The 25,178-nt window shown below is 59.5% G+C and carries 17 protein-coding genes; 6 read left to right on the top strand and 11 right to left on the bottom strand.

Features of this window, described 5'->3' with window-relative positions; all coding sequences use genetic code 11:
• Positions 1-454: 454 nt before the first annotated feature.
• On the bottom strand, positions 455-1,204 hold the full coding sequence (locus Q0216_RS07970; RefSeq protein ID WP_298594357.1) for a 1-acyl-sn-glycerol-3-phosphate acyltransferase: 750 nt from the start codon (positions 1,202-1,204) through the stop codon (positions 455-457).
• Between the two features lie 232 nt (positions 1,205-1,436).
• On the opposite strand from Q0216_RS07970, the gene Q0216_RS07975 reads away from it, so the two are divergent.
• Both Q0216_RS07975 and Q0216_RS07980 read left to right on the top strand, forming a co-directional pair.
• Positions 1,437-2,303 (top strand): carboxylesterase, encoded by an 867-nt coding sequence (locus tag Q0216_RS07975; protein ID WP_298594359.1) that lies wholly within the window; start codon positions 1,437-1,439, stop codon positions 2,301-2,303.
• A 152-nt stretch (positions 2,304-2,455) separates the two neighbouring features.
• Entirely contained in the window at positions 2,456-4,603 is a 2,148-nt protein-coding gene (locus Q0216_RS07980; protein WP_298594361.1) for an AMP-binding protein, read from the top strand.
• A 174-nt stretch (positions 4,604-4,777) separates the two neighbouring features.
• Here the strand turns inward: Q0216_RS07980 and Q0216_RS07985 are convergent, their stop codons facing one another.
• The 6 genes from Q0216_RS07985 to Q0216_RS08010 form a co-directional block, all read right to left on the bottom strand.
• The gene (locus Q0216_RS07985; RefSeq protein ID WP_298594362.1) at positions 4,778-6,235 is read right to left on the bottom strand and encodes a mycothione reductase; all 1,458 of its coding nucleotides are present in this window, start codon (positions 6,233-6,235) and stop codon (positions 4,778-4,780) included.
• A gap of 230 nt (positions 6,236-6,465) precedes the next feature.
• The gene (locus Q0216_RS07990) at positions 6,466-7,278 is read right to left on the bottom strand and encodes a ParA family protein (protein ID WP_298594363.1); all 813 of its coding nucleotides are present in this window, start codon (positions 7,276-7,278) and stop codon (positions 6,466-6,468) included.
• A 231-nt stretch (positions 7,279-7,509) separates the two neighbouring features.
• Complete coding sequence (locus Q0216_RS07995; protein WP_049337541.1) at positions 7,510-8,157, bottom strand: MerR family transcriptional regulator; 648 nt, start codon at positions 8,155-8,157, stop codon at positions 7,510-7,512.
• 736 nt (positions 8,158-8,893) lie between these two features.
• Entirely contained in the window at positions 8,894-9,667 is a 774-nt protein-coding gene (locus Q0216_RS08000) for a MerR family transcriptional regulator (RefSeq protein ID WP_298594366.1), read from the bottom strand.
• Between the two features lie 593 nt (positions 9,668-10,260).
• On the bottom strand, positions 10,261-10,653 hold the full coding sequence (gene gcvH / locus Q0216_RS08005) for a glycine cleavage system protein GcvH (protein WP_298594368.1): 393 nt from the start codon (positions 10,651-10,653) through the stop codon (positions 10,261-10,263).
• Positions 10,654-11,017: 364 nt separating this feature from the next.
• Complete coding sequence (locus Q0216_RS08010) at positions 11,018-14,509, bottom strand: bifunctional proline dehydrogenase/L-glutamate gamma-semialdehyde dehydrogenase (RefSeq protein ID WP_298594370.1); 3,492 nt, start codon at positions 14,507-14,509, stop codon at positions 11,018-11,020.
• A gap of 511 nt (positions 14,510-15,020) precedes the next feature.
• Here Q0216_RS08010 and Q0216_RS08015 point away from each other — a divergent pair.
• Positions 15,021-15,947 (top strand): LysR family transcriptional regulator, encoded by a 927-nt coding sequence (locus Q0216_RS08015; protein ID WP_298594372.1) that lies wholly within the window; start codon positions 15,021-15,023, stop codon positions 15,945-15,947.
• A gap of 195 nt (positions 15,948-16,142) precedes the next feature.
• On the opposite strand, the gene Q0216_RS08020 is transcribed toward Q0216_RS08015, so the two are convergent.
• The 3 genes from Q0216_RS08020 to Q0216_RS08030 form a co-directional block, all read right to left on the bottom strand.
• Positions 16,143-16,925: a transcriptional initiation protein Tat gene (locus Q0216_RS08020; protein ID WP_298594374.1), complete on the bottom strand. Its 783-nt coding sequence runs from the start codon at positions 16,923-16,925 to the stop codon at positions 16,143-16,145.
• A gap of 11 nt (positions 16,926-16,936) precedes the next feature.
• A complete protein-coding gene (locus tag Q0216_RS08025; protein WP_298594376.1) occupies positions 16,937-18,313 on the bottom strand; it encodes a 6-pyruvoyl tetrahydrobiopterin synthase in 1,377 nt (458 codons plus the stop codon).
• A 283-nt stretch (positions 18,314-18,596) separates the two neighbouring features.
• Positions 18,597-19,544, bottom strand: coding sequence for a sugar-binding transcriptional regulator (locus Q0216_RS08030; protein WP_298594378.1), 948 nt, complete (start codon positions 19,542-19,544; stop codon positions 18,597-18,599).
• Positions 19,545-19,666: 122 nt separating this feature from the next.
• On the opposite strand from Q0216_RS08030, the gene Q0216_RS08035 reads away from it, so the two are divergent.
• The 3 genes from Q0216_RS08035 to glpK all read left to right on the top strand — a co-directional run bounded on the left by Q0216_RS08035 (position 19,667) and on the right by glpK (position 24,149).
• Positions 19,667-21,412 carry a glycerol-3-phosphate dehydrogenase/oxidase gene (locus Q0216_RS08035; RefSeq protein WP_298594380.1) on the top strand — a complete coding sequence of 582 codons (1,746 nt, stop codon included), beginning with the start codon at positions 19,667-19,669 and terminating at the stop codon, positions 21,410-21,412.
• A gap of 342 nt (positions 21,413-21,754) precedes the next feature.
• Complete coding sequence (locus tag Q0216_RS08040) at positions 21,755-22,552, top strand: MIP/aquaporin family protein (RefSeq protein WP_298594382.1); 798 nt, start codon at positions 21,755-21,757, stop codon at positions 22,550-22,552.
• 40 nt (positions 22,553-22,592) lie between these two features.
• The gene (gene glpK, locus Q0216_RS08045; protein WP_298594384.1) at positions 22,593-24,149 is read left to right on the top strand and encodes a glycerol kinase GlpK; all 1,557 of its coding nucleotides are present in this window, start codon (positions 22,593-22,595) and stop codon (positions 24,147-24,149) included.
• Positions 24,150-24,330: 181 nt separating this feature from the next.
• On the opposite strand, the gene grpE is transcribed toward glpK, so the two are convergent.
• Positions 24,331-25,095, bottom strand: coding sequence for a nucleotide exchange factor GrpE (gene grpE / locus Q0216_RS08050; RefSeq protein ID WP_298594386.1), 765 nt, complete (start codon positions 25,093-25,095; stop codon positions 24,331-24,333).
• Between the last annotated feature and the right edge of the window lie 83 nt (positions 25,096-25,178).

Below are 25,178 nucleotides of genomic sequence, written 5' to 3' on the forward strand. Positions count from 1 at the left end.
CTTCGTGCTCGCTCCAGGTGGGCTGCTGGTCAATGTGCAGCTGACGCCAGGTGTCCAGGCCGTGGTCGGGGGCCTGCGAGGTGCTGAGGTTTTGATTGCTCATCTTCACTCCATCGGGATGGTCTTGTGCGTTTTCTGGTTCAGCCCCGTTTCGGGTGCTCGGCGCGCCGCGTGCGGCGTGCTGGCTTACGATTCTTCAGACTGAATAGACCTAATTGTACTCTTGCTTACTTCAACACCTAACCCTGCTGTCAGGTACATCTCACATGTTTAGATAGCGTCCCGGTGTCGGTGGTCAGCGGGTTAGTGTTCAGGGGGTTGAGATGAGCAGCAACAGGCTGAAAAGCACCGTCGCACAACGGCATACGAAAGGGCGGGATGCGGCATGTACCGCATCCCGCCCTCTGGCGTATGTGTGCGCTCAGGGAGCTGTCTCAGGGTGCTGTCTCAATGTTTAGTGCTGCAGGTGTGCGATTGCCGCCTCAGCGCTCATGTTCTTATCAGCCATGAGCTTCTTGACGCGGTCAGCGTAAACGTCCACGTATTCCTGGCCGCTCAGGGTACGGATTTCAGCACCGATACGGTCGGCAATTTCACGCTGAACGCGGTAGCTCGTGTCTGAGCCGTCGGTGTATTCCTCGAAGATGAGGGGCTTGCCGATAATGGTGCGCACCCGAATGGGCTTGCCGTCGTGGCGCAGGCGGATACGGTTCGAACCTGAGGGCTGAATCAGGTCGGTACCAATCTGGCCGACGGGCACTACGGGCACGCCGGTTTCCAGGGCGAGGCGGGCGACACCGACCTTGGGACGGTAGCCGCGTCCGTCGGGGCTGCGGGTGCCTTCAGGGTAGATGCCGATCACGCCGCCGTCCTTGAGGACCTGCGCGCCGGCGTTGAGGGATTCCTGGCTCTTCTGCCCGCCCGAACGGTCCATGGGAAGCTGGCCAACACCGCGGAAGAACGCCGCCATGGCGCGCCCCTTCACGCCGGGGGTGGTGAAGTAGTCGCTCTTGGCGAGGAAGTTTACGGTGCGTGGCATAGCGAGAGGAATGAAAATGGAGTCGCAGAACGCCAGGTGGTTACTGGCGACGATGTAGGGGCCCTCGGGCAGATTCTCTAGGCCCACCACGTCATGGTGGTACAGTCCCTGCAACAGGGGGGAGCCAAGAATCTTGAGCGTTGAATAGAGGGCGGTGTTAGGCATGGGGTCTCCTCTCTGAATGTTCCCGGCTCAATTCTAGCGTGTCTGGAGAGGCGTAAGAGAACGCGCGATAATTAAAGAAAAGAGAACGATTTTTCTGCGCACCGGTGTATCGGGTGCTCGGGTGCGCTGGCGGCGATATACCAGCACCGCTACTGTCTCTGTGGTAGCCGGTCAAGGTACACTATAGAGCCTCACCTGCGCTCATACTCACGCAGGTTGGCGAAGGAGGACCATGAGCATTTTTGATAACTCGTTGGATCCGCTCAAGCGGATGGGCCGCAAGGCTCGCGAGCACCGGCTTCTAGCAACCCAAAATGTTAAGGATTCCCTGGCACGCCGCTTCGGGGAAGAGCAGGATGCGCTCGACCACTCCCCTGTTTCTTTTACCCCCGATTCGGCTCAGCATTCCGTGGGTATTTTGCTGGTGCATGGTTTTACGGGTTCGCCACACAGTATGCGCCCGGTGGCTCAGCATTTTATGGAGCTCGGGTATGCGGTGGAGATGCCTGTGCTGACCGGTCACGCGACCCGTTGGCAGGATTTGCGTGATAGCACGTACCAGCAGTGGTTGGCTTCTGCTGAGCAGGCGTACCGTCGCCTGACCGATCAGGGGCTGCAGGTGGTGGTCATTGGCATGTCGATGGGTGGCACGGTGGCGACTCATCTGTCGGCGCGTCTGCCGGTTGCGGGCACGGTGCTGATTAACCCCTACATGGTGGATGTGAACCCGATGATGCGCCACGCCGGTAAGGTCTCGAAGGTTCTGCCGGTCCTGAAGGCAATTGGTTCCGATATTGCGATTCCGGGCGTGAGCGAGGGCGCGTATTCTGTCGTTCCGACGGCGGCGGTGCATCAGCTGCATCTTTTGGGCGCTGAGACTCGTGCTCTGATTCCGCAGTTGAAGTCACCGGTTCTGTATTTGCGTTCACTGGGCGATCATACTGTGTCGGATAGCTCCCACAAATATTTTCTCGAACGTTGTTCAGTTCCTGTAGAATTTAGGTGGCTGACCCGCAGCTACCATGTGGCAACGCTCGACTACGACGCCGAGTACCTTCTCTCTACTGTTCAAGCTTTTGTCACATCCCTAAACCACTAAATTCTGAAGGTTCCACCCGCTGCAAAACTAGCGAATGCATCACCCGCCGCGGTGGGCAGAACAATCAGAAAGCTATCACGGCACCTCGAGAAATCGAGGACAGCCCGCGGCCCGGACCGCCCGAGCTGACGCCCTGATTTGAAAGGCGCATTATGAAAGTCTTCTCCACCCCCGCTGAGGTGCTTGTCGACCCCTCGCTGAATCTGACAAGCATTGTTGAGCGCCACCGTGCCGATAGCTCCAATCCGGTGCTGTACCGCCGTCAGATGTCTCCGGGTAACTGGCAGCCGGTTCGCGCCCAGCAGTTCCACCAGATGGTGACCGACCTGGCTAAGGGCATGATTGCCGCTGGTATCCGCCCGGGTGACCGCGTGGGTATTATGAGCCGCACCCGTTTTGAGTGGACCGTCATTGACTTCGCGATTTGGTATGCCGGCGCTGTCTCCGTGCCGGTGTATGAGACGAACGCTGCCGCTCAGGCGGCGTGGGCGCTGTCCCATTCTGAGGCTATCGCTATCTTCGTCGAGGATGAGAAGCTCCTGAATCGTGTGGCTGAGGCTGAAGAATACGCCGCTTCTACTTCTGAGCCGTGTCAGCTCAAGCACCGCTGGGTCATTGAGAACGGTGACCTTGATACCCTCAGCGCTCGCGCGTCCGAGGTGAGCGATGAGCAGCTGGAGCAGGTACGTTCCGCTAGCGGCTGTGATGACATCGCGACCATTGTGTACACCTCCGGTACGACCGGTCGCCCTAAGGGTTGCCCGCTGACTCACGGCCACTTCCTGAACCTGAGCGCGAACACTAAAATTGCAGAGTCTGAGATTGCAAACCCCCGCAACTCCTCCATTCTTTTCTTGCCGCTGGCGCACGTTCTGGCGCGTCTGATTCAGGTTCTGGCGCTGGATGCCGGTCTGGTGATCGGTCACTCCCCCAATATTAAGAACCTGGCGTCTGACTTGGATAGCTTCAAGCCGACCATGCTGCTGGTGGTGCCCCGCGTCTTTGAGAAGGTGTATGAGGGCGCCATGGCGAAGGCGGCTAAGGGCGGTAAGTTCAATAAGGCTCTCTTTGAGCGTTCCACCGATATTGCGGTGCGCTGGTCGCAGGCGAAGGTTGAGGGACGCGTGCCCATCAAGCTGGCGGCACAGTACGCTCTGTACGACAAGTTGGTCTACTCGAAGCTGCGTGCGGCTCTGGGCGGCAAGCTGCGTTACGCGGTCTCCGGCGGCGGTCCCCTCGGCGAGCGCCTGGCGCACTTCTTCCACGCGGTGGGTGTGCAGGTGGTTGAGGGTTACGGTCTGACCGAGACCTGCGCCCCGATTGCGGCTGGCCGCATCAACCCGTACCAGATTGGCATGATTGGCCCGCTCCTCCCCGGTGCAGAAGGCTATATCGCTGAGGATGGCGAGCTTCTGGTTCGTGGCGTGGGCGTGATTAGCAGCTACTACAAGAACCCCGAAGAGGACGCTCAGGCGTTCACTGAGGACGGCTGGTTCCGTACCGGTGACCTGGCTCGTTTCGATGAGCGGGGCTACCTGAAGATTGTGGGCCGCAAGAAGGAAATCATTGTCACCGCCGGCGGTAAGAACGTGATTCCGGGTATTGCGGAGACTCATCTGCGTACCTCTCCCCTGGTTTCTCAGGCGATGCTGGTTGGCGATGAGAAGCCGTTCATTGCGGCTCTGGTGACTCTGGATCCGGATACCCTGCCCGAGCAGTTGGAGCATCTGGGTCTGCCGCGTTCGCTCTCTGTCCCGGAGGCTGCTGTTCACCCAGCGGTTCGCGCCGCGATTCAGAAGCTTGTGGACGAGGCAAACCAGCTGGTTTCCCGCGCCGAGGGTATTCGCGAGTTCCGCATTATGAACCGCGACCTGACCGAGGCGGATGGCTATCTGACTCCGTCGCAGAAGTTGCGCCGCGCGAAGATTCTGCAGGACTTCTCTTCCTACGTGGATGAGATGTACGGCAAGGTTTCCAATAGCACCTCGGATTCTTTGGCTCGTCTGCAGGAGTACGCGGCGGAGCAGTCTGAGAAGTTCGCTGAGCTGCGTGAGCAGGCTGCTGAGCGTCTGCACGAGTACGCGGATCATCAGGCGGAGCGTCTTGCCGAGCTACGTGAGCAGGCGGCTGAGAAGTTTGAGGAGCTGCGTGAGCAGACCGCCGAAATGATGCATAAGCATCAGGATGAGAAGGTTGAGGACTCTTCCGCAGAGGCGGAAAAGGTTGAGGAGTCTTCCGCTAATGCTCCGGCTGAGAAGCGCACTCAGGCTAAGAAACAGGCTGAAGGCGACAACGCATAACCGGCTCTGACTTTCCATATACGAGAGGAGGGGGCGTACCTCAGCGGTACGACCCCCTCCTCTGTGTTTGTCCGCTAGAAGCCTATGCTTGCTAGAAACCTCGACTTGCTAGAACCTCGGCTTCCGGGCGTTTTCTAGCCGCCGCTAGCTGGCGGATTCTTAGCTGGCGGGCTCTTAGTTGGCGGGCTCGTCGAATTCCAGGCCGAGCAGCGCGTTCTCCACGATTTCGGTCAGTGCCGGGTGGATCCAGTACTGGCCGCGTGCGAGGGTGCGCGCATCCATGCCGAAGCTCATTGCCTGCAGTAGCGGCTGGATGAGCACGGAGGACTCTTCGCCAACCAGGTGTGCACCGAGCAGCTCGCCGTTGTCCTTGCGGGCGATGAGCTTGCACAGACCGATCTTGTCTTCCATTGCCCAGCCGTAGGCGGTGTCGCCAAAGTTCTGTGCCTTGACGGTAATCTCAAAGCCTTCACACTCAGCCGCCTGGCGTGCCTGCTCTTCGGTCATGCCGACCACGGCAATCTGCGGGTTGCTGAATACCGCGCCGGGTACGTAGCGGTGGTCGCTGGCGCGCAGGTCCTCGGGGTGGCTGAGGTTGTGCTGCACAACGCGTGCCTCGTGGTTTGCCACGTGCTTGAGCTGGTAGCGGCTGGACACGTCGCCGAGGGCGTAGACGCCGGGTACGGGCGCGCCGTTGTAGAGCACGCGCTGGTACTTATCGACGCTGAGCTGACCACCCTCCTGCACATCGAAGTAGTTCTTCGCGTTGAGGGTGTCGGTGTTGGGGCGGCGGCCGGTTGCCACGAGCACGGCGTCTGCCGGGATTTCGAGCAGTTCTTCACCGTTCTCACAGGTGCGCTTAGCTACGACGGTCACGCTGCCGTCGGCGTTCTCGCGGATTTCGGAGAGGGACGCATCCTTGACGATGTTCCACTGCTTGCTTGCGGCTTCTTCGAAACGTGCCACAACTTCTTCGTCCACGCCGCGCAGCAGGCGGGAGGAGCGGTTCAGCTGGGTTACTTCGGTGCCGAATGCGGAGAAAACGTGGGAGAATTCTGCCGCGATCACGCCGCCGCCGATGACGACCATGCGGGCGGGCAGCTCGTCCATGCGCATAACGTTGTCGTTGGTGTAGACCTTGGAGGAGTCGATACCGGGCACGGGAGGCAGCACGGCGCGCGAACCTGCCGCAACGACAATCTGGCGACCCTGCAGACGGGTACCGTCGGTCAGCTCAACGGTGTGGGAGCCGACGAAGCGCGCGTACTGGTCGTAGAAGTCGACGTTGGGCAGACCGGCACGCCATTCGCGGCCGCCTTCAACAATCGGGTCAATGCGGGAGGCGAAGATACGGTCGCGAATCTGCGCCCAGTGCACGGCGTCTACGTGTGCGTCAACGCCCAGGTGCTTGACCTCGCGGGTCTTCTGCGCGATGGTCGCCGGGTAGACGTACATCTTGGTGGGGATGCAGCCAACGTTCAGGCAGGTGCCGCCGAAGATACCGCCGTCGATGAGGGCGACCTTCTTGTCGTCCCATTCGGGGCCGATGAGGGTGTTGCCGGATCCGGAGCCGATGACGATGAGGTCGTATTGTGCTACGCCGTCAATGCGTTCTACGTTCTCGATGCTCATGTGGTCCTCTCGTTGATGGTGTTGAGGCTGGGCTCGTTCCCAGCGTGCCCCTCGATGACGGGCTTATTCCTGTTACTGCCACTATAACGTGTACGGGCAGCACGCTATTCCCGCTATCTCATCTCTTTACCTGCTGATACGCGAAAGCGCGCCGTCCCAAAGAACGCAGCGGTTCTTTGAGAAGACGCACTCAAGCGGTAAAACTATATGAGCCCGCGGATTAGTGGCGCTTAGATGTCAGCCATGAGCCCAGCCAGCAGGCGGGTAAAGTCAATCGCGGGATCAACCGATTCTTCGTCGGGCCAAAAATGAATCGGGTACGCGGCACCCTGGGCGCGCTGCAGCACGGGGCTTTCAGCGAGTACGGGTTCTGCCACGAGCTCGCCGAAGAGGGAACGCATTTCGTCGCGTCGGTAGCGGTGTTCGCTGTCGTTGGGGCGCATCTTATTGATAACTACTCCCGCACCATCAATGCTGATGCCGCTTTCCTGCTGAAAACGCACGATGGCGCGCAGGGTTCGTTCGGTGCCCGCCACCGAGAAGAGAGAGGGTTCAGCGACCGAGAGGATGCGCTCACTCACCGCCCAGCCCATCGACGACAGGGTGCCGAGGAACGGCGGGCAGTCAATCAGGATGACGTCGTAGGCGTCCGCTGCCGCCTCCACCATGCGCTTGAATCGGCGGATGAAAGGTGCCGCGTCCTGTCGGTCCACGAGGGTGGAACGAGCCGAACCGCGCGCCACCTTTACGCTACCGGTGGTCACGGGGTTATTGGTCAGCAGGGTGGGTTTGCCAACGAGCGAGTTCCAGGAGGAGCTACCGGCGTCCTCCGCGAAGGCGCGCTCATTGGAGCTGGCGATTAGGGAGGCGACGTCGGGGATAGTTTCATCCACCGCCAGGCCGGTGCTGGCGTCGCCGTGGGGGTCGAGGTCAATAACGAGTGTGGAGAGTCCGCTGTGTAATGCCGCGGAGGCGAGCCCCAAAGTGATGGACGTTTTACCAACGCCACCTTTGAGGCTGCTGATACTGACGATGCGGGGCATGCAGGTCCCTTTTTTGAGTGAGGTGTAATGCCCCTTTATTTTAGCGAATCTTCGCTTTTCTTCCGGCTCTGACAGGGGTGTATCTTGAGTTTTTTCTCAAGTGAGCATTGAATATTCCCTAGGGTTTAAAGGTTCTGCCCGCGCTCGCCACCGGGTAGGTAGTGAGCGCGGGCAGATTCAAGATATGTGGTTTAGTCCTATGTTTTATGCCTGTGCGCGGCGGGCGCGGTTTTATGCCTGAGCACGGCGGGCGCGGCGGGCGGCGAGTTCGTCGCCTTCGAAGTTCTCGTGCATTTCTTCGCCGGGCTGACCGTTGAGGTTCATTTCGATTTCTCGCCAGACGCGGCCAATCGCGATACCGAAGACGCCCTGACCAGCCTGAACCAGGTCGATAACCTCGCTCGGGGAGGTGCATTCGTAGACGGTGGTGCCGTCACTCATCAGGGTGATGTTCGCGAGGTCGTCAATGCCGCGGGTACGCAGATGCTCGATGGAGGTGCGGATCTGCTGCAGGGACACGCCGGTGTCGAGCAGTCGCTTCACGATCTTGAGCACGAGCACGTCGCGGAAGCTGTAGAGGCGCTGGGTACCGGAACCGGATGCGCCACGCACGGTGGGTACGACCAGGTCGGTGCGTGCCCAGTAGTCGAGCTGACGGTAGGTGATGCCGGCTGCCTTGCAGGCGACGGCGCCACGGTAGCCGAGGTTTTCCTCGACGACAGAGACAGGGTCGGTGAAGAGTACGCCCTGTTCACCGCGCGGAGGCGGTGCTACGGGGAAGAGGGTGTCAAAGCCGTCCAGGGGCTGGTCGAAGCCCTGGGGTGCCTCATGGGTACCTGCGGCCTCGCCTGCATTTTCGGCTACCTGCTGCTCTAGCACGGCCCCTCCTTTTCGTTAACCCGTTTAATGCGATTCACCGCGCCCTATCAAATGTGGTCGACTTCGTTCCGGTGTAGCCCCGATTTTCGGGGTGAGGTTCTAGGGCTAAGCCTTAGAATCTGCATCTATGATTCGCGTGGCTCCCTCTAGGAGGTCAGCTACGCGGTTTTCAATACTACACATTGGTTCGACTATTCGCTTCGCAGAACACGAGGTTCGTAGAACACAACTCGATAGTGCGACCGATGCGCGATAGGCGCGGTTGTTCAATCTATTTTAACTGATAGAGGGCTCTACTTAAAATTGAACCCACCGGAGCGAATGATCTTTCCTGATTCATTCGTACCTCTTTAACGCCCCTATAGGGCCACTCCTCCCCCGCTATTGCGTTAGCTTTCCCTGGATATCCACCCCACAGGGGAGTTTAAAAAGTAAATGCGCACGGATAGGTAGTCCGTACGCATTTACAGCTGAGTTGAGTGAATAGCCTTGGCAGGCCGGGAGCCCCCTGGTTAGAAAGCTCTTCGTGTTGGACGAAGGGGTAGAAGTTCCGAGCGTGCCAGCGTCGGCTTCGTCCAAGTCTAGAGGCCGCTACCCGCTGGTAAGGGGTAGGGACTATAGAGGGAATCACCGTGGTCAGTGGTGTTTCCCGAGGGAAATCCCCGTTTGGGGGTGCGGTAAAACCGCTGAGGTTTTACGAGCGGCAGGCTGTCCGGTAGTCTGCGTCTTCGTACGCCTACTCGTAGGTAGGCATCGCCGATTCGACGAGAGTTGCGTGCAGCTGCAGGCACAACTTGCGGATCTTATCGGCTCGTTCCTGCGCCTGAGCCTGGGAGGCTGCATCGCGGCGCGATGCCAGCGGAGCCACCGCAATTTCCACAAGGGAAATTTCGCGGTCTGCCGCGGACTTGAATGCGCGCAGGTGACGGGGCTGAATGCCGTGCTGGGTCAGTTCTGCACTAACGCGGGCAATCAGCACGTCGTAATCGGTGTACTCCACATCCGAACCGTCTTCGAGCAGTCCAAAGTCAATCAGCTCGCGAATCAGTTCGGGAGTGGTGTTAGCATATTCTGCCAGCTCACGGAGAGTGTAGGTGCGACCTTCCTGCTCGTTCGGGCCAAGGACGGTGTCTAGCACGTCTTCGCTTACGGTGGCAGGCATGGAGTTCAGTACGCGACCGGCTTCCATGTCTTCCAGGTGCTGACGGATTACCTTGAGCGGCATGTAGTGATCGCGCTGCATGGTGAGGATGTAGCGCAGGCGCTCAATGTCCGTCTGGGAGTACTTGCGGTAGCCGGTTTCGGTACGGCTGGGGTGCACGAGACCGCGCTCCTCCAGGAAGCGAATCTTGGATGCGCTAATTCCGGGGAACTCCAGGTCGAGCTGACTAAGAACCTGACCAATGGTCCGACTCTTAACGTCACGCGGGTTACGGTCAGAGTTGCCGTTCTCCACGTCCTCTAGTTGAACCTCAGCGTTAGTGAGGTTTTCATCGATGCGTGAGGTCATCTATGTCTTTCGGGTACTTGTTCAGCCGATGTCGATACGAGCCGAAATTTGAGTGAGTGGCTCGTTCCCCGGTCGGGGTCTCGCTTCGTGCCGAACATCTTTGCTTAGTGTTGAGAGTGTGATAGATAAGTTTAGTTGTTTATCACGAAATGATAAACCGCAAACCATCGAGACAATCTTATAGCCTCACAAGGCATTTTGCTATTCAGTTCACCCTTTTCAGGGGCGTTTGGAACCCAAAAATAGCCACACAACCAGACACTATTCAGTAGAGACAGTACCAATTTTAGCAAAATTCCAATACTTCTAATACACGTATCTCATATTGGACTGCTTTACGAGGAAAATTTTATCTTCTCGCGATAGTTGAAGTTTTCATCACATTTAACTTGAAAGAGGCTCCCACTAGGGGTTTAGTCATCTTTCAAGCCCTTCAGACAGCTTCAGAGACCCTCAAGATGAACCTTAAATACGTCCGTTTATTTGCGTTTGTGTGCACTTTAAATGAAAAACGGCGAGACCAATCGGTCTCGCCGTTTCACCACTACGTACCTCTTATCATCAGGGACGCCAGAGGTATAGAGTCTATCGACTTAGAGCTTAGCCAGCTCAGCCTTGTATGCCTCTGCATCCAGCAGGTTAGCCAGGTCGTCAGCATTCTCAGGGCGAATCTCAACGATCCAGCCCTCGCCGTAGGGGTCAGAGTTAACCAGTGCGGGATCGTCTTCCAGACCCTCGTTCACAGCGACAATCTCGCCCGCAACGGGAGCGAAAAGATCAGAGACAGACTTGGTGGACTCAATCTCACCGAAGCTATCCTCAGCAGCTACAGAGTCGCCAACGGAGGGAAGATCGACGTAGACGACGTCACCCAGTGCATCCTGAGCGTGGTCGGTAATACCAACACGGACGGTGCCCTCAGCGGTGAGAGCGGAAACCCACTCGTGCTCAGAAGTGTACGAGAGTTCTGCGGGAACGTTGCTCATAGCAGCGGTGTCCTTTCAGTGTGATTTTGCGTAGCGCGGACCGTCCCGCGCACGGTGCCGTTCCGCGTGTGGGATAGCGAAACGTCCTACACCAATTATCACATAAGAAGTAACGCGGGGCACGTCTAAACACCCCCGTACTCCTTCTATGACACTATTTTTCCTCTTCCTCTTCGTGCACCTAACCATCCGCACCCTATCGACCGCTAGATGCCCCTCTATTCATCACTTTCACGCACGGCTCTGTACAGCCCTCCCACTCCCCCGATAAGAGCCCATCAGAAACGCAAAAGGCTCAGAGCCCCACACCATGAAGGTGCAGGACCCTGAGCCTTAGACTAGAGAGCTAAACTCTCACAGCGTCTTAGCGGGAAGAAATGACGCGCTCGGAGAAGTGGTTCGGGTTACCGAAACGGTGTGCGGTAATCGAAACAGCCTGCTCGCGGAGGAAGGGCAGCATCTCGATACGGCCAGCCTCGGTGACCGGTGCGAAGTACACTGCAACATCCGGGCGACCACCCAGTGCCGAGTAGATGGACTTCACATCGTTACCGATGTAGCGGATACGGGTGCCTTCCAGCGGGGTGCCAGCCAGTGCGCGAACCGGGGTCTTAGCGTTCGAAGCCAGGTACTCGCGGAACTGAGCGTCCGACTTGACTTCGTACTTGATGCCCTTGTTCTCGAGGACGCCACGGACGTCGACCGGCAGGTCCTTACCGACGGACAGAGCGACCGGTGCGTTAGCTGCCAGACCGGCGAGCACAACGCGCAGGGTCTCTGCTGCGGATGCGGACTCGTCTGCACGAACCAGAACCTGGGTGGGTACGTAGCGCAGGATGTTGCGCTCCACGCCCAGCTTCGAAGGATCGTGACCGAAGCCGAACTCGGTGTCCCAAGCGTGTGCGTCAGAGGAGACACCGCGCTTGATGAATGCGAAGTCCTCGCGCTTGCCCAGCTCGGAGTTCTCGATGGTAGCCAGGGTCTCGCGGACGGTCACCGACTGGGTGGTTGCGGTCGCGGTTGCCTGTGCGGGCTCCCAATCGGACAGAGCGATCAGGTAGCTGGGGCCACCAGCCTTGGTACCGGAACCCACGGTGGACTTCTTCCAACCACCGAAGGGCTGACGCTGAACGATTGCACCGGTAATTGCACGGTTGACGTACAGGTTACCTGCCTGGACCTTGGAGAGCCACAGCTCGAGCTCGTCAGCATCCAGCGAGTGCAGACCTGCGGTCAGGCCGTAATCGGGTGCGTTCTGCAGCTCGATTGCCTCTTCCAGGGTGTCAGCGGTCATGATGCCCAGAATGGGGCCGAAGTACTCGGTCATGTGGTACTCGGAACCGGGCTTGACGCCTTCACGAACACCGGGGCTCCACAGGCGACCGGTCTCGTCCAGTTCCTTGGGCTGAATGAGCCAGCGCTCGCCCGGGCCGAGGGTGGTCAGACCGCGCAGCAGCTTCTCTTCCGGCTTCTGAACAACGGGGCCCATCTCGGACTCGATGTCCTGCGGGTGTGCCACGTGCAGGGAGCTGACGGAGTCAATCAGCTGACGGCGGAAACGCTCGGAGTGTGCCACGGAGCCAACCAGGATAACGGTCGAACCAGCGGAGCACTTCTGACCTGCGTGGCCGAATGCCGAGTAGACGACGTCCTTGACGGCGAGGTCGATGTCAGCGTTCGGGGTGACGATGATCGAGTTCTTACCCGAGGTCTCACCGAACAGGGGCAGGTCATCACGCCAGGAGCGGAAGAGCTCAGCAGTCTCGTAACCACCGGTCAGGATCAGGCGGTCAACCTCGGGGTGCGAGATGAGCAGCTTGCCTGCAGCGCGGTCAACAACCTTGACGAGCTTCAGAACTTCCTTGGGAACGCCTGCTTCCCACATGATCTCTGCGATCAGGGCACCGGTGCGAGCGGTGATGGTTGCGGGCTTGAAGATGACAGCAGAACCTGCAGCCAGACCAGCCAGAACACCACCGGCGGGGATAGCGGTCGGGAAGTTCCACGGGGGAACAACCAGGGTCAGGTCAACAGACTTGGGCTTTGCACCGTCGATCTTCTCGAGGTCCTCAGCCAGCATTGCGTAGTAGTATGCGAAGTCGATTGCCTCGGAGACCTCGGTGTCGCCCTGCTCCAGGGTCTTGCCAGCCTCAGCTGCCATAACCTCCAGCAGGTCACCGCGGCGCAGTGCGATAGCCTTACCGACCTTGCGCAGAATCTCTGCACGCTCGTGGCCGGAGAGCTTGCCCCATGCCTTGCCAGCTTCCTCGGTTTCCTTGATCAGCTTCTCAGCCTCAGCCTCGCTGGTCAGCTCGTTAGCCTTGAGGGTATCGATGCCCAGCTTGGTGGTCTTGGAGCGCTCGAGGATTGCGCGGCCCCACTCACGGTTACCTGCCAGTGCGGGGTCGGTATCGGGGGTGTTCTCGAAGCGGCCAGCCGGTACGAAGACGTTGTCCTCGTTCTCGGTCAGGCGGTTCTGGGTACGCTTGGGTGCGGGAACCTCGTCGGTGACGGAGTTCAGTGCACGCATGAAGCGGTCCTCTTCGCGCTTGAAGATGGACTCGTCGGTTGCCAGTTCGAAGATACCGGACATGAAGTTCTCGGAGGAAGCGTTCTCCTCGAGACGACGAATCAGGTATGCGATTGCAACGTCGAATTCCTTGGGGTTCACGACGGGCACGTACAGCAGCAGGTGGCCAACGCGGCGGCGGATGATCTCTGCCTGCTGCTCAGCCATACCGATCAGCATCTCGAACTCGACGCCATCCTGCGCGCCGCGGTCCTCGGCCAGCAACAGAGCGAAAGCAACGTCGAAGAGGTTGTGACCTGCAATACCGAGGCGAACGTTCTTGGTGTGCTCGGGGCGCAGTGCGTAGTCCAGAACGCGCTTGTAGTTGGTGTCAGAAGCCTGCTTGGTGTCCCAGGTGGTCAGCGGCCAGCCGTGCATAACAGCTTCCACGATTTCCATGGAGAGGTTTGCACCCTTAACCAGGCGGACCTTGATGCCTGCGCCGCCAGCAGCAACGCGCTTTGCGGACCACTCCTGCAGGTGCTGCATTGCAGCCAGGGTGTCGGGCAGGTATGCCTGGAGCACGATACCGGCTTCCAGGTCCTTCAGGTGGGGCTGGTCCAGAATCTTGGTGAACACCTCAATGGTGAGGTCCAGATCCTTGTACTCCTCCATGTCCAGGTTGATGAACTTCTTGGGGGAGGTGGATGCAGCCAGCTCGTACAGCGGGGTCAGGCGGCGAACAGCGGTCTCAACAACCTCGTCGAATGCCCAGTGCTGGTGGGGGCCGGAAACAGCGGACACCTTAATGGAGACGTAGTCAACGTCGTCACGTGCCAGCAGGCGCCTGGTCTCAGCCAGGCGGTGCTCTGCTTCCTTATCACCCAGAACTGCCTCACCGAGCAGGTTGACGTTCAGGCGGTTACCGGTCTTGGTCAGCTCTGCAATTGCGTCGCCCAGCTTCTCCTCGGAAGCGTCGACAATCAGGTGACCAACCATCTCGCGCAGCACGCGGCGTGCAACGGGAACGGTGGGCCATGCGACCTTGCCAGCCAGCTTGCCACCGAAGCCAACAGCGGACTTCATGTACCAGGGCAGGAAGGAAGGTGCCAGGCCGGAAATGCGGGAAAGGTTGCGGCCGGAGACGTTGTCGTCCTCGGGGCGAATAACGCCATCAACAAAGCCGACGGTGAAGGGAAGGCCATTGGGGTCCTTCAGAACACCGGCGAGCTGCTCAGCCGCGAAGGTGGGCTTGATCGACTGGGACTCGTTTACCCACTGGCGAACAAGCTGACGAGCTTCCAGAGCCATCTTCTGGTAGTGCTCAGATGCGAAAGGATGGGTCATCCTTGACTCCTAACTATCTCACTGTGTGCGGTGCACACCACGTTTGGCGATGTCTCTATTTCACCACAAAAGGGTAATAAATACCTCATTAGAAAAACTGAATGTTTTTTCCAAAATCCATTTAGTTTTTCTTAATGATTGTGTGGTGCGGTTTCCGCCCGGCAACCCTCCGAACACCGAGCTCAAAGAGAAGAAACGAAGACCATTGCAACATCGCGATTCATCCCTCTCAGGCTAGCACCTTCAGAGCGCAAATATCGAACCATTTCGTAATAAACGAACACCTCAAAACCATTCCCAGAAGCATCTTCACCCCCAAGAACCATCGTATCAGCACGAAAATACTCGCTACACAAGCCAACATCCCACTACCCCACTTCAAGCGTCTCAAAAAGAGCCGCCCGGAAGCCCGCGCGGTACCATAGACAAGAGTCCACAATGAGAGACGCGCCACGGAAGAGTTCGGGAGCACAACCCACCCGAACAACCGGGCGCACCAGGGAGGAAAAACGTGTCAATCTACGACATCCGACGCATGCAAATGCTCCTCGAAATCCAAGAACGCGGCACCGTCATCGCCGCAGCCGAAGCACTCAGCCTCACCCCCTCCGCCGTCTCCCAGCAAATCGCCACCCTCGAAAAAGAAACCGGCACCCCGCTGCTACAGCGCATCGGCAGGCGCGTACAGCTCACCAGCGCCGGACTCATCATCGTCGACAGTGCCCGCAGCATCCTGCGCGAACTCGACCGCATGCAAACCTCCGTCGCCAACCTCACCGGCGAACCGGCAGGCATGGTGCGCCTCGCCATCTTCCAGTCCGCAGCCTTCGCACTGCTACCGGAAACCCTCAGCTACCTTGCCGAACACGCCCCCTCGCTCACCCTGCAGGTATTGCAAATCGACCCCGAAACCGGCACCTCCCTGACCCGAAGCCGCGAATACGACATGGTGCTCTCCGAAGCCTACCCGCACCACCACATCCCCGAATACCCCGAACTGCACTCCGAGCTACTCACCGAAGACCCCCTCAGCCTCATCGTGCCCAGCACCTCCACCATCACCTCGATCGAGGAGGCGCACGCGCTGCCCTGGGTCCTCGAAATGGAGCAGAACACCTCCCGCAGCTGGGCGCTCAACCAGTGCCGCACCGCAGGATTCGAGCCGGTCATCCGCTACAGCGCCAACGACATGATCACGAACTCCAACCTCGTCAAGGCAGGATTCGCCGTCACCATCGTGCCCGGCTTCATCCTCTCCTCCCTCTCCACCACCGAGGGACTACGCATCGTGGAGCTACCCGGCAAACCCTCACGCAAAATCTTTACCGCCGTACGCCGAGAGTCCGCAGCCAACCCCGCCATCGCCATGGTGCGCGAAGCACTGCACCACGCGGTGCAGGTGGTTTTCGGCGAACGCGACAGCGCCGAAACCGCATAGGAAATCTCAGCCGCCACCTATGCCGGCACACTAGACCGGCACACTAGACGATGCAAAGGCGGGGCCGTTCCCACGAACGACCCCGACCTTTCACCGCACCTTTTTGAACAGGCGCCTATATATAGAGGTATAAAAGCACAGGCAGTGGAGCCGTTCCCCCACAGTGCCTATCCTTCGCAAGGGCTAGGACAAGTGCTAGTTCAGCGAAGCAACCACAGCCGGGCTCTGCACCTCGTAGAACGAAGACGACAAACCAGCCGCCGCCATATCCAGCACAGCGCTCACATGAACCTGCTTCAACGCAGAACCGGCAACACCCGAAGCCACCTGATAATTCAGCTGAACATCCAGACGGTGACCGTGAGGAATAGCGGTACGCAACTCCAGAATATTCTCACTACCGTCACCAACCTGACCGGTCTGCTCGCTACGGTGCACCGCATCAAGATTCAGAGCATCCACAGGAGCCACCAACGCCGAAGCACCCAGGCTACCCGAAGGCAACACCGCCTGACCCGAGGTCACGCGAAGAGTCACCGCAGGGTTCAGCAGCAAGCCAGTCTTCGGATCCTGCGCGCGAGCACGCAGCATCAGGCGAGTACCCACCGGCAGCGTCGAATTACCCTCGTTAATAATGCTCAGGCGAGTCGGCAGATTCCGGAAAGCAACAGTACGCGCCGGCTGGCTCTGCATAGACACAGCCTGCACACCGTTAGCAGCCTTCAACTCCAGGCGGATGCACGACTCGTTATAGCGCATCGGCACCTGCACCAACGCAGAGCTCGCCGCGCCACTATGCTGTCCACCGCCGCGCTGTCCGCCAGGACGCTGGGTCACCGGGGTCACGCGAGCGCGCTTACCGCCCGAACGAGTTACCGCCTCCGCAGCGCTCACACCGCCAGCCACCAGGGCCGCCGAAGCGCCCGCAACCTTCAACGCGGTACGGCGAGAAGCGTTCATCAGATTATTCTTAGTCATTTTCTACTCCCCTAAGCCTTCGCGATACGGTACACGCCGCTAATCGTGCCCTGCCACCAGGTGCCGTAACGGTCAATCGTGCCCACCATCTGCAGGGTGTCACCACCGCCGAGCAGCAGGCTCACGTGCTGAGGCAGGCGCTGCTCGTGCATCGTCTTACCGGTTTCCATGTCCAGCGCGACAGCCCACGCGTAGGCGCCATTCGCCAAACCAGCCGGGCCGCGGCGACGCTCACAGGTGTAAATCAGGCCGTCAGCGGCGGAATAGCGAGGAACAGCCGAAGAGTACACATCCTTACGATCCCAGATTTTACGCAGACCGCGGTCGGTAATATCCCAACGCTCCATACCGGGGGCAAAAAGCGCGTTCGCAGGAACCGACGGGCCGGCACCCTCCGGGTACTTCGGGTAGGGGTAGCCGTAGGTGCTTGCACCGACCATCGTGTTACCCACACCGATCATGGAGTTCTCGGTGCCAGAGGTACCGGCAGTAAACAGGCCTGCGCTACCGACCTTCACACCGTTATCGGTGCGGTACACAATGACCGACTCCTGAATATCAGAGTTATCGGTCAGCATCACATAATCCGAACCGTTCGGACCAAAGAACGTCGGGGAGGCGCCGGATCCCCACGCGAGCTTACCGGGCTTGCGGGCGCTACCCCGATCGTACGCATGCCACCATTTGAGAGTCGGCGCACCGGTTGCGGTAGCGTTCAGCATATAAATTGCGTGCGAGGTCACCACGCTCACGCCCTGCGGGCACGCCGAAATCGAGTTATCGATACGTTCACCGGCAATCGACGCCTTATTCAGGCGCATCGAACGGATCGTGCCGCGGGCAGAATCAATCACCGCGATGTAGCCGTTCTTCGTCGCAACCCAAATGCGACCGGACCAGTCGGGCACCAGACCAACCACAGCGTCATTGGCGCTCTGGGCGAGCATGCGGCTCAGGTCAATACGCTCATCAACTCGGATGCTGCGTCCGTCAGCAGAGTGGGAGAGGCGCAGCAGGCACTGAGAGCCGTCCACCAGAACCATGCGGTCCTGCGCATCAAGGTAGGCGTACACACCGCCGAGCAGTGCGCCCTTCGGGATGTCCAGATGCGAAAGTTCACGACCGGTATGCGGATCAAGGATGGAGAGCTTCGGGGTGATGAACTCACCGTGGGCGAAGACCTGGGTGCAGAGCACCTGAATGAAGCCGTCGCGTCCAGCAAGGATCGTCGGGCAGGCGCCGCCGAGCTTCGTGCCGGTAATCGTCCAATTGCCTGCGCCGGGGCCGGCAAGAGGAGTAGCGTCAGAAGACTGGGCATCACCGTGCATGGTGGTAATGCCGGGTGCGCCCAGGTGCGGATTCGCCTGGGCGTTATAGGTGGGGGTCATGGTTGGTTCTTTCTAACGGTGAGTGGCGCACGCCTTCAATGGAGTGCAGCAATATGCGCTTTCACGTGCGCAAACGTTTCACATTGTAGGGTCAGAAAGCAGTTTTTGACGACACTCAAGGGCACCTTGAAACATTGTTCAGGCGGCACTTGAGAGCTTCAGCGGGCAAGCTCTCAGCGCGACCCTTTCAGAATCAAAGTGCCCTTATTAACCCATAACCACGGACCTTCATGCCCCGCGAACCTCACATCCGCGGACCTCATGCCCGCGGCGATAATTTCAGCTACTTCTCCATGAGCGCCTTCGCCAGAGCATCGTCAAGAACCAAGTCGGTAATCGCACCCGTACGCAAGGCACCGCGCAAAGCACGCACACGGTGAGTACCGGACGCAACGCAAATACGGCGCGGAATACGAGCCAGCTCCTTCGGAGTCGGACCGGACGCGCGCTTATTCAGCTCCAAATCAGCCCACGAGCCGTCCTCACGCAGAAGAATCGTGCACATATCCCCCACAACGCCCAGCTCACGCAGCTGACGCTGCTCCTGCGCCTCAAAATAGCCACCCGAATACACGTGAGAAGGGATAGGCCCACCAAAAGCGCCCACACCAAAAATAGCGAGGTCAACGTTCTGCTGGGCATGCAGATTCTTCTGCACGCTACGCTCACGCCACATGGCGGTCTTCGTCTCCGCATAGTCGAAGAACGCGGGAACCGGGAAATGGATAGCCTGCGCATCGTAGGCATTCACCAACTGCCCCAGCAGCGAACCCAGGTACGGAATACCCGAATGATGCGCGTTACCGGCACCGTTCAGCTGCACGACCGTTACACCCTTCAGGGGGCGGCGCGGCAGATGACGAGAAATCTCAGTCATGGTCGAACCCCACGCCACACCCAGACTCGTTCCATTGTCAATCAGAGAATCAAGTAGCGCCGCCGCGGTGCGGGACACCTGGCTCATGCGAGCAATCGGAGTGGCATCCGAACGGACATTCACGAGGGTAACGCGCACCTTATAGCGCTCGCCGATGCGGCGCTCCAGCTCACTGCGGGTACGGAAGGAATCATCCAGGCGGATCTGCACCATGCCGCTTTCACGAGCACTTTTAAGGAGGCGCGACACGGTGGCGCGGGAGACTCCCAGACGAGCTGCGATAGCATCCATCGTCATGTTGTGGATGTAGTACAGCTGCGCCGCCTCGTAAGTGTGGTTAGCGCGTTCGTTCATCGGTCGCAGGCCCCCAGTGAAAATCCGTTCATGCTACTTGGTTATTATTTCACCATTGGGTTTTACTAAATGCAAGATGAAACCCCACGCCGCGCACGCGGCACGAGAAGAAAGAGCACTACATGAGCTCCCAGCACATTGCACAGCAGTCCCAGCTGACCGCTGAGTCCCGCGCCAAGGCACTCAAGAGCATGGTCAACGAAGAACTCGACATTCTGGTCGTCGGCGGCGGCATCACCGGCGCAGGTATTGCCCTTGACGCAGCAACCCGCGGTCTGCGCACCGGCATCGTCGAAGCAGGTGACTGGGCTGCAGGCACCAGTGCATGGTCCTCCAAGCTCGTTCACGGCGGCCTGCGCTACCTCTACAACCTCGACTTCAAGCTCGTGACCGAAGCACTGACCGAGCGCGGCCTGCTGCTGAACAAGATTGCACCCCACCTCGTGCACGCACAGCCCTTCCTGTGGCCCCTGAAGATGCCCGTCATCGAGCGCGCATACTCCGCAATCGGCATCGGCATGTACGACACCCTCGCATTCCTCGGCTCCCGCGGCCACAAGGGCGTCCCCTCCCAGCGTCACTTCACCAAGACCGGCACCAAGACCGTCTTCCCCGACATCAAGGACTCCGCATTCAGCGGCGCAATCCAGTTCTACGATGCACGCGTTGACGACGCACGCCTCGTCATCGACGTCGTCCGCACCGCTGCAGGCTACGGCGCACTGGCTGCATCCCGCACCCAGGTTGTCGGCTTCACCAAGGACGCATCCGGCCGCGTCATCGGCGCAGAGCTGGCAGACCTGGAGACCGGCGAGCGCCTGAACGTACGCGCAAAGCACGTCATCAACGCAACCGGCGTGTGGACCGAAGAGTCCGAGTCCCTGGCTAACCCCGACGGCGGCCTGGAGGTTCTGGCATCCAAGGGTATCCACATCGTGGTTCCCCGCGACCGCATCAACGCAACCAGCGGTATCTTCACCAAGACCGAGAAGTCCGTTCTCTTCATCATCCCCTGGCAGCGTTACTGGATCATCGGCACCACCGACACCCCCTACACCGAGGACCGTGAGCGCCCCGTCGCAACCAGCAAGGACATCGACTACGTCCTGATGCAGGCTAACAAGCTGCTCGCTAACCCGCTGACCCGCGAAGACATCATCGGCACCTACACCGGTCTGCGCCCGCTGCTGCAGCCCAAGGTCAAGGACGGCGCAGCATCCACCAAGGTTTCCCGCGAGCACACCGTGACCGAGGTTGCACCCGGCATGAGCGCAATCGCAGGCGGCAAGCTCACCACCTACCGTGTCATGGCTGCCGACGCTGTCGACTTCGCACTGGGCGAGCAGGCTAAGCAGAACCCCTCCGTGACCGCAACCATCGGCCTGGTCGGTGCAGAGGGCTACCACGCAATCGCCGCTAACCGTGCACGCTACGCAGAGCGTTACGGCTGGGATGAGGACCGCATCACCCACCTGCTCGAGCGTTACGGCGCACAGATTGAGGACCTCGGCGCTCTCATCGACGCTGACCCCTCCCTCGGTGCTCCCCTGGCTAAGGCGCCCCAGTTCCTGCGTGCAGACGTCGTTTTCGCTGTCCGCTACGAAGGTGCCCTGCACCTGGAGGACGTCCTTGTCCGCCGCGTACGCCTCGACCTCGAGCAGCGCGACCGCGGCCTGGCAGCAGCAGACGAGATCCTCGAGATCATGCGTGCCGAGCTCGGCTGGGACGACAAGAAGGTTAAGGAAGAACTCGACCTCTACGCAGCACGCGTTGCAGCAATGCGCGAGGCTGAGTCCACCTCCACCGACGCTGAGGCATCGGCAAAGATTGAGGCTGTCACCCCCGTGGCACCCCGTGTGAAGCTCTAATCCTTAGAGTTTTCGCGCACCTTTCGTAACCGTTTTTTCAGCACGAACCAACCGTTCACCCCTGATCTACTATGAGTTATCTCACATTTTGGTGAGGGGTGGACGGACGGTTAAATAACCGTTTACGATAATCCCCTGATCAAGAAGCAGCGAGTTAAATACAGGGTTAGCCCACTGGTACGAGCTGCTTCTCAGCCAGAAACATCTATCAACTTTTCGTAGCAACCGCTACACATTTCAGCACAGCGTTGTGCCCCGATCCGCCCGTGCGGTGAGGATGCACGGGAATACGCAAGCAAAGGTTCGCTTGCCTTCCAGACGCTTCGTCTTCAAGGAGCATCAATGTCTCTTCTTGCTTCCGCAGGAACTGTACTTGCAGCCGGCTCATCCGCTCTCGTGGATGCATCCGGCGCCCCCACCGCCCTCGGAATCTTCGCTTCCGAATTCTTCGGCACCTTCATCCTGATCCTGCTCGGTGCCGGCGTATGTGCCGCAGTGACCCTCAAGAAGTCCTACGCTAAGGACGCAGGCTGGGTTGTTATCACCTTCGGCTGGGGTCTGGCAGTGTTCACCGCCGTGTACCTCTCCTTCCTCTCCGGCGCACACCTGAACCCCGCAGTGACCGCCGGCCTGGCGGCAGCAGGCCGTGACCTGGCAACCGGTGTTCCCGCAACCGCAGGCAACATCGCCCTGTACATCGTCGCTCAGATGCTCGGCGCAATGGCCGGCGCAACCGCAGCGTACCTCACCTACAAGAAGCACTTCGATGAGGACCCGGGCGACCGCCTCGGCATCTTCTCCACCGGCCCCGCCATCAAGTCCTACGGCTGGAACCTCGTCACCGAGATCTTCGGCACCTTCGTCCTGGTTGGTTGGGTCATCGCCTCCGGTAAGACCCCCGCCCAGCTCGGCCCCCTGGCTGTTGCCCTGGTCGTTGTTTCTATCGGTATGAGCCTCGGTGGCGCAACCGGTTACGCTATCAACCCCGCCCGTGACCTCGGTCCCCGTATCGCCTACACCTTCCTGCCCATCCCCGGTAAGACCGGCTCCAACTGGGCTTACGCATGGGTTCCGGTTGTTGGCCCGATCATCGGCGCAATCCTCGCCGGCCTGATCGTCCCGGCAGTTCTGCCCCTGTAGACCTCTCAAAACCCCGTCTTTTAGTTCTAAGGAAAAATCAATGACGACTTCTCTGCACTCCGCAACCCTCGACACCGAGCGCAAGTACATCCTCTCCATCGACCAGGGCACCACCAGCTCCCGCGCGATTCTGTTCAACAAGGCAGGTGAGAACGTAGCACAAGGTCAGCTCGAGCACGAGCAGATCTTCCCCAAGGCAGGCTGGGTCGAGCACGACGCAACCGAGATTTGGCAGAACGTCCGCAAGGTCGTAGCAACCGCAATGGCAAACGGCGAAATCAACCACCACGAAATCGCTGCAGTCGGCATCACCAACCAGCGTGAAACCACCGTCGTGTGGGACAAGAACACCGGCGAGCCCGTCTACAACGCAATCGTCTGGCAGGACACCCGCACCCAGGAAATCGTTGAAGAACTCGCAGGCGAAGAGGGCGTTGGCAAGTACCACGACATCGTCGGTCTGAACCTCTCCACCTACTTCTCCGGCCCCAAGATCAAGTGGATCCTGGACAACGTTGAAGGCGCACGCGAGCGCGCAGAGCGCGGCGACCTGCTCTTCGGCAACACCGACACCTGGCTGGTCTGGAACCTGACCGGTGGTGTTGACGGCGGCGTTCACGTCACCGACGTAACCAACGCATCCCGTACCCTGCTGATGAACATCCGCACCCTCGAATGGGATCCGCAGATTGCCGCAGACATGGGTATCCCCATGAGCATGCTGCCCGAGATCAAGTCCTCCTCCGAGGTGTACGGCTTCGGCCGCGCAACCGGCCTGCTCAGGGGAACCCCCATCGCGGGTATCCTCGGCGACCAGCAGGCTGCAACCTTCGGTCAGGCTTGCTTCGAGAAGGGCATGGCGAAGAACACCTACGGTACCGGTAACTTCATGCTCATGAACACCGGCAACGAGCCCGTCTTCTCCAACAACGGCCTGCTGACCACTGTCGCCTACAAGATTGGCGACGCAGCTCCCGTCTACGCTCTGGAAGGCTCGGTCGCAATGAGCGGCTCCCTGATCCAGTGGCTGCGCGACAACCTGCGCATGATCGAGCACGCTGCAGAATCTGAAGAGCTGGCTACCTCCGTCAAGGACTCCGGTGGCTGCTACGTTGTTCCCGCGTTCTCCGGCCTGTTCGCGCCTCACTGGCGTTCCGACGCTCGTGGCGTCATCGTTGGCCTGACCCGCTACGTGAACCGCGCACACATCGTGCGTGCAGCGCTGGAAGCAACCGCATTCCAGACCCGCGAGGTTCTGGACGCAATGAACGCTGACTCCGGCGTTGAGCTCTCCGAGCTGCGCGTGGACGGCGGCATGACCGCTAACGAGTTCCTCATGCAGTTCCAGGCTGACATCCTCGGCGTCCCTGTGATCCGCCCGAAGGTTGTTGAGACCACCGCTCTGGGCGCTGCATACGCTGCGGGTATCGCTGTTGGTTTCTGGACCGGCGAGCAGGATGTTGTGGACAACTGGGCTGAGGACAAGCGCTGGCTGCCCTCCATGGAGCCCGCAGAGGTTGACCGTCAGTACCGCCTGTGGAAGAAGGCTGTCTCCCGCACCCTCGAATGGGTTGACGAAGACGTTCCGACCGCCTAATCCGACCGCCTAATCGCAGTACCCGTCGCCTGACGGCACGGCCCGCGCACTAGCGAAGCCCCGGCTGCTTCTGCCCCGCTACAGGGGGAGGCAGTCGGGGCTTTTCGCTGTTTTATGACGCTCAATACAGGTTGTGCCTGACCACGAAGAGTCAGGCACAAACTATTGAATCGCCAAAAGGCTACATGCCGGAGGGGTTATTCAGCACAGGGTTATTCGGCACAGTAGGAAGCGGGATGGTGCGGTCATCCTCTCCAATATCCCCGGTACCGTTTTCAGCCGCATCCTGAGGGCGGGTAGTAGCCGTTCCGCTAGAGGCGGCGGGCTGACGGTTCGGCATATCCCTCGCCACGATTACACGAGCGGGACGCAAAGTCCGGTCGCCCAGAATATACCCTTCCCGCTCCACCGATACCACGGTACCTGCAGGGTAATCGGGCGCAGAAGGAACCACACCCGAAACCTCGTGGATTGCCGGATTGAACTTACCCACCGCATCGATGCGCTGCAGTCCGCGGATCTCAAAAATGCTGACGATCTCGTCGGCAACAGACTCGCTCAGCGATGCGCTCGCTTCCTGATTCAGCAGACGGTCCAGGGCGTTGAGTACATCGCGGAAGAGGGAACGGTACGCCTCACCTGAAGCTCGTTCGTCACGCTCCTGCAGGCTAGCCTGCACGGAACGAATGAGCTGGTTCTTAGCGCCGTCCTCCGCTATACGCTGCGCAAAACGCTGATTCAGCTCAGCGAGCTGGCCAAGCACGCGTACCTCAAAATCTTCAGTCACAAAAGGTGAGGTAGGCTGAGGGGCTTCCTCCTTCGCGGTGTCTGTCACCCCCTCATGCGTTTCCTCGTGCGGAGGCTTTTCTTTTGCCTCGCCACTAACCGGCCACAGTTCAGGCTCAGGGACGACAGCGTCCTGAGGGTCATACGTTGACACGGTCACATCTCCTTTCACAGTTATCAATGCTTGCGGTACGCCCCCGCTCTGAAGCCGCTACGGCTGACAGAGCGGGAGCATCAAGGAAG

The sequence above is a fragment of the uncultured Rothia sp. genome (assembly GCF_937976295.1).
Lineage (GTDB): Bacteria > Actinomycetota > Actinomycetes > Actinomycetales > Micrococcaceae > Rothia.